Consider the following 12,188-nt stretch of genomic DNA (forward strand, 5'->3'; position numbering starts at 1 on the left):
TCCCTGGGCGGCGCGGTCACGGTGCGGAACTTCGACCTGACCACCCCGTGACACACCAGTCTCGGCGCCGCGGACCCGCCCTCCCCCGCGGCGCCGGCCGGTTCCGTTCGCACCGAAGCGTCCGGACACGGCGACTCACGGCCGGGTCACCGGCCACTGATCCATGACCCTCGAAAGGAGCGAGACGTGAACTCGACACCAGCCACCCGGCTGCGGCCGGGACTGGTGGCCACTCTGGTGGCCACACTGGCGACCTGCTTGGTAGCCGTCGCAGGACTCGTGGCGACAGCACCGCGGGCGGCCGCGGCAACCATCGACACGACGGCGTGGTACGTCCTGGTCAACCGCAACAGCGGCAAGGCCCTGGACGTGTACAACCTCAACACCAGCAACGGCGCCACGATCGTCCAGTGGTCGCGCAACGACGGCGACCAGCAGCAGTGGCAGTTCGTCGACTCCGGCGACGGCCACTACCGCCTCAAGTCCCGCCTGTCCGGCAAGGTGCTGGACATCGAAGGACGCTCCACCGCCGACGGCGCCGACGTCATGCAGTGGACCGACAACAACTCCACCAACCAGCAGTTCAGCATCCAGGACTCGGGCGGCTACATCCAGCTCATCGCCCGCCACAGCGGCAAGGCCGTCGAGGTCCAGGGCGGCTCCGGCGCCGACGGCGCCAACGTCGTCCAGTACTCCGACTGGAACGGCTCCAACCAGCAGTGGCAGCTCATCAAGGTCGACGGCGGGACGACGCCCACCGACCCGCCGGGCGGGACGTGCGACCTGCCGTCGTCGTACCGGTGGAGCTCGACCGGGCCGCTCGCGCAGCCGGCCAACGGCTGGCGCAACCTCAAGGACTTCACGACGGCGCCGTACAACGGGCAACACCTCGTGTACGCGACGATCTTCGACGGGCAGAACTACGGCTCGATGAACTTCGGCCTGTTCTCGGACTGGTCGCAGATGGGTTCGGTGTCGCAGAACCGGATGAACTCCGGAACGGTGGCGCCGTCGCTGTTCTACTTCGCGCCGCGCAACACCTGGGTGCTGGCGTACCAGTGGGGACAGTGGCCGTTCCTCTACCGTACGTCGAACGACCCGACCAACCCGAACGGCTGGTCGAGCCCGCAGCCGCTGTTCGAGGGCAGCATCTCCGATTCGGGCACCGGCCCGATCGACCAGGCCCTCATCGGTGACGACCAGAACATGTACCTGTTCTTCGCCGGGGACAACGGCCGGATCTACCGGTCCAGCATGCCGATCGGGAACTTCCCGAGCAGCTTCGGCACGCAGTACGAGATCATCATGCAGGACACGCAGGCCAACCTGTTCGAGGCCGTCCAGGTGTACAAGCTCGAGGGCCGGCAGAAGTACCTGATGATCGTCGAGGCGATCGGCGCGAACGGCCGGTACTTCCGGTCCTTCACGGCTGACCGGCTGGACGGTCAGTGGACCCCGCAGGCCGCCTCCGAGTCCAACCCGTTCGCGGGCCGGGCGAACAGCGGCGCAACCTGGACGAACGACATCTCCCACGGTGAACTGCTGCGTACCAGCGCCGACCAGACGATGACGGTCGACGCATGCAACCTGCAGTTGCTGTACCAGGGCCGTGACCCGAACTCCGGCGGCGACTACAACTCCCTCCCGTACCGCCCGGGCCTGCTCACCTTGCAGAACTGACGCACAGCGGCCGCGGCCGGTGGGCCCGGCACAGCCGGGCACGCCGGCCGCGCGCCATCCCGCCTGAGCCATCGACACCAGGAGTGTTCATGAGAGACCTGCGAGGTCGCCGCCAGCTCTCGCTGCTGGCCGCGACCGTACTGACCACATCTGCTCTCGCTGTCGGACCGACCGCTGTTGCCGTCCCGTCCGACACCGCGCCGGCCGGCGTCCTGCCCGCGGCCTCCGTCGCGGCGACGGCCCCCACCGCGGCCACGGCCGAGCCCACCGTCGAGGAGCCGGCACCGCTGCCACCTCTCGGCTGGAACAGCTGGAACACGTTCTACTGCAACATCAACGAACAGATGGTGCGGGAGACCGCGGATGCCATGGTGAACTCCGGTATGGCCGACGCCGGGTACGAGTACGTCGTCGTCGACGACTGCTGGATGCAGGACCACCGCGACGGCAACGGCAACCTGCAGGCCCGGACGGACCGGTTCCCCTCGGGGATGAAGGCGCTGGGCGACTACATCCACGCCCGTGGGCTCAAGTTCGGGATCTACCACGCGCCGCGGGAGAAGACCTGCAACCAGTACTTCGAGGGCCGCCCCGGGACGTCGTCGTACGGGTACGAGACCCAGGACGCGAACCTGTTCGCCTCGTGGGGAGTCGACTACGTCAAGCACGACTGGTGCGACCCGCGCGGCACCGCCCAGGAGCAGGCCGCGCTGTTCGAGAAGTTCGGCGACGCGCTCAAGGCCACCGGCCGCCCCATCGTCTACTCGATCAACCCGAACAGCGCGCATTGGAACAGCGCCCCGACCTACTCCGGCTGGGGCGAGTTCGCGGACATGTGGCGCACCTCCGAGGACCTGGACGACGCCTGGTCCACGGGCTGCTCGCCCTCGGCCGACTGCTTCGTCGGGATCACGGAGGCCCTCGACATCATCGAGCCGATGCGCGAGTGGACCCAGCCGGGGCGGTACAACGACCCCGACATGCTCATGGTCGGCGTGCGGAACTCGCTGACGCCCACGGAGAACCGGGCGCACATGAGCATGTGGGCGATGCTCAGCGCTCCGCTCATCGCCGGCAACGACCTGAGGAACATGAGCGCCGACGTGCGTGCGGTCCTCACCAACCGCGACGTCCTCGCGATCGACCAGGACCCGCTGGTGCGCCAGGCCGACCGGGTGCGCGACGACGGTGACGCCGAGGTCTGGGCCAAACCGCTCGCCGACGGTTCCGTGGCGGTCGCCCTGCTCAACCGCGGCTCCGGCAGCCGGCAGATCTCGACCACGCTCGGCGAGGTCGGACTCGGCTCCGGCACGCACACCTACCGCGAGCTGTGGACCGGCGCCACGGGCACGACCACCGGGCAGCTCACCGCACAGGTGGCCGGGCACGGCGTCGCGCTGTTCAAGGTGAGTCCGGGCGACACGTCCGAACCGCCGACGGACGTGGCGCTCGTCAGCTCCGCGTCGGACCGCTGCCTCGACGTGCCCGAGAGCTCCACGGAGAACGGCACCGGCCTGGTGATCTGGGACTGCCACTCGGCGCCGAACCAGACGTGGACCGCCCAGGCGGACGGCACGCTGCGGTCGCTGGGCAAGTGCCTCGACGCGCCACCCGAGGCCACCCCGGGTACCCGGGTCCAGCTCTGGGACTGCCACGGCGGCGACAACCAGCGGTGGACGTTCCAGGGCGACGGCACGATCCGCGGCGTGCGGTCCGGCCTGTGCCTGGACGTCGACCGCAATCGCACCGAGAACAACACCGCGGTGCTGCTCTGGACGTGCACGGGCGCGGCGAACCAGCTCTGGACACGCGTGTAGGGAGGTCGGAGGGCATCAGGGATGATAGGGGCGTGTCTCTCCATATCGAGATCGGACCACTGAGTTCCGAGACGCGGCATGAGGTGCGGAACATCGCGGCAGCGGCAGCCGGAGCGGACGGCGTCGTGCCTCTCTCCGAGCAGCCGTTGCTGGGTCTCTCACGGGACGAGCCGTGGCTCACCCATGTGGTCGCCCGCGACGCCGAGGACGGCAACGGCTCCCTCGGCGTCGCGGGCTATCTGCAGGTCGACCGCTCCGGTCCGGTCGCGTCGGCCGAAGTCGTCGTCCACCCGCACCACCGCCGCCGGGGAGTCGCGCGACGCCTGCTGCGTACCGCGGAGCTGGACGTCACCTTCCCCATGCGGTCCGGGGAGCCCGGCGGCCAACAGCTACGGGTCTGGGCGCACGGCGACCTGCCGCCCGCCCGGGGGCTCGCGGCGGCCCTCGGTTACAGCCCAGTCCGCGAACTGCGGTTCCTGGCACGGCCCATCAACGACGGTCCGCACGTGCCCGCCCCCGACGACATCGCCGTCCCCGAGGGCTACGCACTCCGGACGTTCCGTCCCGGCACCGACGACGGCACCTGGCTCGACCTCAACGCCCGAGCCTTCGCGTCGCACCCCGAACAAGGCCGCCTCACGCACGAGGACCTCCGCGCACGCCAGGCGGAACCCTGGTTCGACCCGGAAGGATTCTTCCTCCTGTTCCCCGCAGCCGGTGCAGGTACGGAGCCAGGGCCGCACGACTCCGGGTTCGGACCGGCACCCGGCGCGGCGCCGGTCGCCTTCATCTGGACCAAGATCGAGGCCGGGCAGCCGACGGGCTCGCGCGACGGCGAGATCTACGTCGTCGGCGTGGCACCCGAGGCGCAGGGGATGGGCCTCGGCCGGCTGATGACCGACGTCGGCCTGGCGCACCTGGCCCGCGCGGGAGTCGATCGGGCCGTGCTGTACGTCGAGGGCGACAACGCGCCGGCACTCGCCACCTACAAGCGCGCAGGGTTCCGGCAAGACGCCCTTCATGTTCAGTACTTCCGGGCGTGACACCATGGCGTCATGAGTTCCACGCGTTCCCGTGACGAGCGAGGCAGGTTCGCCAAACGGGCCGGAGGGTCGACCGTCCCGGCCGCGTCAGCGACATCTGCGGTGACGGCACAGACCGCACGCCCGAACGACGTCGTCCACCACGATCCCGCGGCCGCGAACGAGTCCCCGACCGAGGCCACGCCGGCCTCCACCTCCTCGCGGCCGCTCGCACCGGAGCTCGCCGCGCACATCGCCGAGCACATCGCCGAGGAGCCCGACGAGCAGGCGGCGGTCGCCCTGACCGCGGCCGCCAACGACGTGGCCGCTCTTCCCGAGGACCGCTTCCTGGAGCGCGAGACGTCGTGGCTGGCGTTCAACGAGCGGGTGCTGGAGCTCGCCGAGGACTCACGCCTCCCCCTCCTGGAACGTGTCCGCTTCCTGGCGATCTTCGCGTCCAACCTGGACGAGTTCTTCATGGTCCGGGTGGCCGGGCTGAAGCGCCGCATCGCCGCCGGCCTCGCGGTGACCAGCGCGTCCGGCCTCAGCCCCCGTGAAGTGCTCACCGCGATCTCGGAGCGCGCGCACGAGCTCACCGCACGGCACGCGCGGGTGTTCTCCGAGAAGGTCCAGCCCGCCCTCGCGGCCGAGGGCATCACGCTGTCGCACTGGGAGGATCTCGACGACAAGGAGCAGGAACGCCTGCACAAGTTCTTCCGCAAGCAGATCTTCCCGGTCCTGACGCCGCTCGCCGTCGACCCGGCGCACCCCTTCCCGTACATCAGCGGCCTGTCGCTGAACCTGGCCGTCGTGGTCACCAATCCCGCGACCGGCAAGGAGCATTTCGCCCGCGTCAAGGTCCCGCCGCTGCTGCCCCGCTTCATCACCGTCGACAAGCAGGGCAAGCCACGAAGGCCCGGCACGAAGAAGGCCGACCCGCACCGCGGCCCGATCTCCTTCGTGCCGCTCGAGGAGATCATCGCCCAGCACCTCGACCAGCTCTTCCCGGGCATGGAGGTCCGGGAGAGCCACACGTTCCGCGTCACGCGCAACGAGGACGTCGACGTCGAGGAGGACGATGCCGAGAACCTCCTGCAGGCGATGGAGAAGGAACTGCTGCGCCGTCGGTTCGGCCCGCCGGTTCGCCTCGAGATCGCCGAGGGCATCAGCCCGCGGATCCGTGACCTCATCGTGCGCGAACTGGGCGTCCGGGAGTCCGAGGTGTACGAGCTTCCCGCACCGCTCGACCTGACCGGCCTCAACCTGCTCGCGGACCTCGACCTGCCGGCGCTCCACTATCCCCCGTTCGTGGGCGGGACCCACCGGCACCTGGCCGAGGTGGAGAGCGCCAAGCCGACCGACGTGTTCGCGGCGATCCGGCGGCGGGACATCCTGCTGCACCACCCGTACGACTCCTTCTCCACGTCGGTCCAGACCTTCCTGGAGCAGGCCGCGGCCGACCCGAACGTGCTCGCGATCAAGCAGACCCTTTACCGCACGTCGGGCGACTCGCCGATCGTCGACGCCCTGATCGACGCCGCAGAGGCCGGCAAGCAGGTGCTCGCGCTCGTCGAGATCAAGGCACGGTTCGACGAGGAGGCGAACATCTCCTGGGCGCGCAAGCTCGAGGAGTCGGGCGTGCACGTGGTGTACGGGATCGTGGGCCTGAAGACGCACTGCAAGCTGTCCCTCGTGGTGCGCCAGGAACCGGACGGCTCGCTGTTGCGGTACTGCCACGTCGGCACGGGGAACTACCACCCGAAGACGGCGCGGCTCTACACGGACCACGGGCTGCTGACCTGTGCGCAGGACGTCGCCCAGGACCTCTCACGTCTGTTCAACCAGCTCTCCGGGTACGCCCCGCTGTCGAAGTTCCACCGGCTGCTGGTCGCTCCGCGCGCGGTGCGGGCGGGCCTGGTGGAACGTATCGAGCGAGAGACCGCCGCAGCCCGCGACGGGCACGAGGCGTGGGTGAAGATCAAGGTCAACTCGTGCGTGGACGAAACGGTGATCGACGCCCTGTACCGCGCCTCGCAGGCAGGGGTGAAGGTGGACCTGCTGGTGCGCGGCATCTGCGCGCTGCGGCCCGGCGTGCCCGGGTTGAGCGAGAACATCCGCGTGCGCTCCATCCTGGGCCGCTTCCTGGAGCATTCCCGGATCTTCGCGTTCGCCAACTCGGCCGGACCGCAGATCGGGGAGGGACCGGAAGCCGGCCCCGAGGTGTTCATCGGCTCCGCCGACCTCATGCACCGCAACCTGGACCGGCGCGTGGAAACCATGATCCGGGTCACGGATCCGCTGCACGTCATCGAGCTCACCGAGCTGTTGGACACGTCGATGTCGGACTCCACGGCGTCGTGGCACCTGCAGCCCGACGCCACGTGGGAACGCCACTCGACCGGTCCGGACGGCCGGCCGCTGCGCGACATGCAGTCGGTCCTGATCCAGCGCCAGCGCCGCCGCCTCGAGCCGGTCCGGTGACGACGGCGCTCCGGCCGGGCGACACGCACGCTCCCGTGATCGACACCGCAGGCGGGCTGGTGTGGCGCAGGCGTGGCGGCACGCTCCAGGTACAGCTCGTCCACCGGCCCAAGTACGACGACTGGTCCTGGCCCAAGGGCAGGCTGGACGACGGCGAGGCCTCCCAGACGGCCGCGATCCGGGAGGTCGCCGAGGAGACCGGCAAGCCGATCGTGCTCGGGCCTCCGCTACCCGGCCTGCAGTACCTCACGCCGGAAGGCCGGGTGAAGCGGGTGCGCTACTGGGCGGCCCGCAGGGCCCGCAAGGGGAAGGACTCGTACGCTCTCGCCGCGCGGGCTCCCGTGGCGCCCGTGAACCGCCGGGAGGTCGACCGCACCGAGTGGCTCACGCCGGACGAGGCCACGGACCGGCTGACCCGCAGCGCCGACCGCGGGCCGCTGGACGCCCTGGTCGCCCTGCACGAGCAGGGGCTGCTGGACACACGGGCCGTGGTCATCGCCCGGCACGGCCTGGCCTACCCGCGCACGGTGTGGCACGGGTCCGAGCGCGACCGGCCGCTCACACCCGTCGGTCACGCGCATGCCGCAGCACTCGTGCCGGTCCTCGCCGCCTACGGCGTCGAGCAGGCGGTGAGCTCCCGCTGGGAGCGCTGCGCGACGACGATCGACCCGTACGTGCGGGCGGCGGGCCTCCGTCCGTCGTTCAGCGAGTACCTCACCGAGGCGCAGCACGAGCGATCGCCTTCACGCGTCGCCGCCACGATGCACGACCTGCTCGCGGAGCCCGGCGAGTCCGCCGTGCTGTGCACGCACCGGCCCGTCATGCCGACCGTCCTGGACGCGATCGCCAGGTGCGCACCGCGCGAGGTCGCGGACGCGCTCCCCGCACGCGACCCGTTCCTGGAGCCGGGCGAGATCCTCGTGGCACATGTCGCCTCGATCGACGACGAGCCTCGGGTCGTCGCGGTGGAGCACGTCACGCCCCCGCTGCACTGAGCCGGGCGATCACCCGAGCAGCGGGTGAAGGAGCCAGGTGATGAGGGCCGCGATCAGGGCCGCGGCCGGGATCGTCAGGATCCAGGCGATCGCGATGTTGCCCGCCACGCCCCAGCGCACCGCGGACAGCCGGCGCGTCGCGCCGACACCCATGATCGCGCTGGTGATCGTGTGCGTCGTCGACACGGGTGCGTGCAGCACGAACGCGTTGGCGTACAGCACGATCGCGGAGACGGACTCGGCGACGAACCCGCGCGCCGGGTCCAGCTCGATGATCCGGCGGCCGAGCGTGCGCATGATCCGCCAGCCACCGGCGTACGTCCCGGCGGAGATCGCCGCCGCGGCGGACAGCTTGACCCAGAGCGGGATGCCCGCGTCCGGATCGGCCCAGCCGGCGGCGAGCAGGGCCAGGAAGATCACGCCCATGGTCTTCTGCGCGTCCTGCAGCCCGTGGCCCAGGGCCATCGCGGCGGCCGACACCGTCTGCGCGAGGCGGAACCGGCGCGACGTCCGCCCGGGTGAGGCGTTGCGGAAGATCCACAGCACGCCGATCATCACCGCGAACGCGGCCATGAAGCCCACGAGCGGCGACAGCACCATGGGCAGCACGACCTTGTCCATGATGGCGGACCAGTACACCGCCATCCCGCCGGCCAGGCCCGCACCCACGAGACCGCCGATGAGGGCATGCGTGGACGACGACGGCAGGCCGAACCACCACGTGATGAGGTTCCACGCGATCGCGCCCACGAGCGCGGCCAGCACGACGGAGAGCTCGGAGCGGGTCGAGGCGCCCTCCAGGTTCACGATCGCCGTCGCGATCGTCTCGGCGACCTCCGTGCCGAGCAGCGCGCCGGCGAAGTTCATCCCGGCCGCCAGGACCAGCGCGACGCCAGGGGTCAGTGCGCGGGTCGAGACCGAGGTGGCGATGGCGTTGGCGGCATCGTGAAAGCCGTTGGTGTAGTCGAACGCGAGGGCGAGCGCCACGACCACGACGACGAGGGCGGCCTCCACTCAGGACTCCTTGAGCGCGATCGTCTCGACCAGGTTCGCCACCTTCTCGAAGTGGTCGGCGGCGTCCTCGAGGACGTCCACGATCTCCTTGAGCTTCATGAGCAGGATCGGGTCGGTGACATCGTCGAAGAGGAACGCGATGAGCTTGCGGTGCAGCTTGTCGGCCTCGTTCTCGAGCCGGTTCACCTCCACCCAGTACTCCACGAGCTTCCCCATGCCGCGCAGCCGGGGCATCGCGTCGGCCGTCAGCTCGGCACAGCGCTGCAGTACCTGGACCTGGTCCGAGACCCGCCGCGGAAGCTCGTCCACCCGGTACAGGACGATGAGGTCGGCGGCCTCCTCCATGGAGTCCATGCAGTCGTCGAGGGCGGAGGTCAGGGCGTAGATGTCGTCCCGGTCGAAAGGCGTGACGAAGGTCTGGTTGAGGCGCCGCATGATCTCGTGCGCCAGCTCGTCGGCGAGGTGTTCCTCCTCACGGAGCCGGCCCGCCAACGTCTCCCGGCCCTCCCTGTCCGCTCCCAGCAGCTCTGCCAGGAGCGACGCCCCTGTGACCAGGTGTCGTGCCAGGGCACCCAGCAGATCGAAGAACGTGGTGTCCCGCGGAGTGAGGCGCAGACGCACAGAGGGCTCCCGACAAGAGGCGAGTATTACGGGTGCAGCGTAGATCCGCTGAGGCGACGATCGCCAACCAGATAGCGCTTCTTGACGTGTTCGTGACACGGCGGCACGACGGGCCGACGGCGCACGGAGCAGGGAAGACGCGGGAAAAGAGATCGGCGACACCGGACCGGGAGCGCCTCTCGGCGCGTGGCCGCTCGTAGCGGCTGAAGATGGAGCCCGGGGCTACCGCAGCCCGGCGTCGCCGCAGACCATCCTAACGGCCTGGCGCGGAATTCCAAGGGCCTGCGAACGTGAGGAATCTCGCCTTGCCGGTACCCGCCGGGCCGAACCGTCCGGCCGGACCTAGCATCGAAAGCCGGGGGCGACGTCGGACATCCGCCCCCTAGGGCAAAGGAGGCGATATGTCCACCATCCCGCAGTCCGCTCCCAGCTCCCGCCGGTCCGCGCACCGGCGAGCACTCGTCCTGGCGGTCGCCGCGGCCGTCGGCGGCTTCCTCTTCGGCTTCGACTCGTCGGTGATCAACGGAGCCGTCGACGCGATCGAGGGGCAGTTCGCACTCAGTTCGACGGTCACCGGGCTCGTCGTCGCGGTCGCCCTGCTGGGCTGCGCGCTCGGCGCCTGGGCAGGCGGACGTCTGGCCGACCGCTGGGGCCGCACCCGGGTGATGCTGCTGGGCGGCGTGCTCTTCTTCGTCTCGTCGATCCTCTCCGCGGTCGCCTGGTCGGCGGCCGACCTGGCCCTGTGGCGCTTCATGGCCGGTGTGGGGATCGGCATCGCCTCGGTCATCGCGCCGGCCTACATCGCCGAGATCGCACCGGCGGCGATGCGCGGCAGGCTCGGCTCGCTGCAACAGCTCGCGATCACCGTGGGCATCTTCGCGGCGCTGCTGTCCGACCAACTGCTCGCGACGGGCGCCGGGGGCGCGGCGGAAGACCTCTGGCTCGGCTGGGAGGCGTGGCGCTGGATGTTCCTGGTCGCCGTCGTCCCCGCGGCCGTCTACACCGGGCTGGCACTCCGCATCCCCGAGTCACCGCGCTACCTGGTCTCCCAGGGAAAACTCGGTGAGGCACGCGCCGTCCTCGCGAGCGTGCTGGGTCCGGACGAGGACGTGGACGACCGGCTCGCCCGGATCCGCAGTTCCATCGAGGCGGACGAGGCGAACGCCCGGCACGGGACGCTACGGGGAACCGCGCTCGGGCTGAAGCCGATCGTCTGGGTCGGCATCCTGCTCTCGGTCTTCCAGCAGTTCGTGGGGATCAACGTGATCTTCTACTACTCGACCACGTTGTGGCAGGCGGTCGGGTTCGAGGAGTCCCAGGCGTTCGCCGTCTCCACGATCACGGCGGTGACGAACGTGGCCGTGACGTTCATCGCGATCGCACTCGTCGACCGCGTCGGCCGCAAGGCGCTGCTCCTGACCGGTTCGGCGGGCATGACGGTGATGCTGGCCGTCATGGCCCTGGCGTTCACCCAGGCGTCCGGGTCCGGTCAGGACATCCACCTGGACGGCCTGTGGGGCACCCTGGCGCTGGCCGCGGCGAACCTCTACGTGGTCTTCTTCGGCGCCACCTGGGGCCCGGTGGTCTGGGTCCTGCTCGGAGAGATGTTCCCCAACCGCATCCGCGCCGCCGCGCTCGGCGTCGCGGCCGCCGCCCAGTGGCTCGCGAACTTCGCCATCACGCTGACGTTCCCGCCGCTGCTCTCGGCCTTCGGTGCGTCGATCCCTTACCTGATGTACGCGTTCTTCGCCGCGTGCTCGTTCGTCTTCGTGCTCACCCGCGTGCGGGAGACGAAGGGGGTCGAACTGGAGGACATGCCCGAGGCCGCCGGGCGCCGGCCCGCCCGGCCCGACGCGCGACCTGGTTACTCCAGCAGCCCCTGACGCCAGAGGTCGGCCGCGTGCTCCAGTTCCTCGGCGGTCCGGAGCAGGGAGCTCGCGCCGTGCGTCATGTGGGACGCCCCGCGGGGATCGGCACTCTCCCGTGCGTCGGCGTCGAACGCCGCACCGGTGGAGAGGATGCGGCAGAACGCTCCCGCCCGCTCGAGTGCGACGGCGAGATCGCCGGTGAAGACGCCCGAGAGCACCGCGTCGGCCAGCTGCCGCAGGTCGGCCGGCTCGGGGGGACTCGGCACCCCGGCGACGGCCTCGCTCACGGGCGCGGCCGCGACGCCGAGGCGGTACCGCAGCGCGATCGTCTGCAGGTCGCGACGCACCCATTCGCGCAGGACGTAGATCCGCCAGAGCGCCCCCGGCAGTGACGACGGGGCGGCGTCGGCCCAGAGTTCCGCGACGGTGTCGAGCCCCTCGTGCTCCACCAGGCGCACGAGGCGGTCCACCACCGCCGGGTCCTCGGTGGTCCGGGCGCGGTCGACGAGGATCCGCGCGGTGACGTGGGCGACCTCGTCACGCATCGCGGGGTCCAGCTCGCCGGTGAGCGCTTCGGCATCACGAGGGTCGAGCATGGCGGGGCGGCGCGGAACACGATGGTCGTCCATGCCCTCAGTGTCTCTTTTGACCGGGCGGACGGCGAGACCCCTGCTGTTCGCGTGGAGCGCA

Annotated in this window: 9 protein-coding genes; 6 read left to right on the forward strand and 3 right to left on the reverse strand. The window is 70.4% G+C overall.

The window, feature by feature from the left end:
* Nucleotides 1-186 precede the first annotated feature (186 nt).
* The 5 genes from J0911_RS11440 (at nt 187) to J0911_RS11460 (ending at nt 7,995) form a co-directional block, all read left to right on the forward strand.
* The gene (locus tag J0911_RS11440) at nt 187-1,680 is read left to right on the forward strand and encodes a non-reducing end alpha-L-arabinofuranosidase family hydrolase (protein ID WP_207275578.1); all 1,494 of its coding nucleotides are present in this window, start codon (nt 187-189) and stop codon (nt 1,678-1,680) included.
* Nucleotides 1,681-1,769: 89 nt separating this feature from the next.
* Nucleotides 1,770-3,497, forward strand: a complete 1,728-nt coding sequence (locus J0911_RS11445; RefSeq protein ID WP_207275579.1) for a glycoside hydrolase family 27 protein — start codon at nt 1,770-1,772, stop codon at nt 3,495-3,497.
* A gap of 32 nt (nt 3,498-3,529) precedes the next feature.
* Nucleotides 3,530-4,540: a mycothiol synthase gene (mshD, locus tag J0911_RS11450; RefSeq protein ID WP_207275580.1), complete on the forward strand. Its 1,011-nt coding sequence runs from the start codon at nt 3,530-3,532 to the stop codon at nt 4,538-4,540.
* A 12-nt stretch (nt 4,541-4,552) separates the two neighbouring features.
* Complete coding sequence (locus J0911_RS11455) at nt 4,553-7,000, forward strand: RNA degradosome polyphosphate kinase (protein WP_242636614.1); 2,448 nt, start codon at nt 4,553-4,555, stop codon at nt 6,998-7,000.
* A 35-nt stretch (nt 7,001-7,035) separates the two neighbouring features.
* Nucleotides 7,036-7,995: an NUDIX domain-containing protein gene (locus J0911_RS11460; protein WP_307865043.1), complete on the forward strand. Its 960-nt coding sequence runs from the start codon at nt 7,036-7,038 to the stop codon at nt 7,993-7,995.
* Between the two features lie 9 nt (nt 7,996-8,004).
* On the opposite strand, the gene J0911_RS11465 is transcribed toward J0911_RS11460, so the two are convergent.
* Together J0911_RS11465 and J0911_RS11470 are read right to left on the reverse strand one after the other, a co-directional pair.
* Nucleotides 8,005-9,009 (reverse strand): inorganic phosphate transporter, encoded by a 1,005-nt coding sequence (locus tag J0911_RS11465; protein WP_207275582.1) that lies wholly within the window; start codon nt 9,007-9,009, stop codon nt 8,005-8,007.
* Nucleotides 9,010-9,630: a DUF47 domain-containing protein gene (locus J0911_RS11470; RefSeq protein ID WP_207275583.1), complete on the reverse strand. Its 621-nt coding sequence runs from the start codon at nt 9,628-9,630 to the stop codon at nt 9,010-9,012.
* 401 nt (nt 9,631-10,031) lie between these two features.
* Between J0911_RS11470 and J0911_RS11475 the strand changes: the two genes are divergently transcribed.
* A complete protein-coding gene (locus J0911_RS11475; RefSeq protein WP_207275584.1) occupies nt 10,032-11,513 on the forward strand; it encodes a sugar porter family MFS transporter in 1,482 nt (493 codons plus the stop codon).
* Here the strand turns inward: J0911_RS11475 and J0911_RS11480 are convergent.
* Nucleotides 11,495-12,127, reverse strand: a complete 633-nt coding sequence (locus tag J0911_RS11480; protein WP_242636615.1) for a hypothetical protein — start codon at nt 12,125-12,127, stop codon at nt 11,495-11,497. The genes J0911_RS11475 and J0911_RS11480 overlap by 19 nt on opposite strands.
* Between the last annotated feature and the right edge of the window lie 61 nt (nt 12,128-12,188).

This window comes from Myceligenerans salitolerans (assembly GCF_017349295.1).
GTDB lineage: Bacteria > Actinomycetota > Actinomycetes > Actinomycetales > Cellulomonadaceae > Myceligenerans > Myceligenerans salitolerans.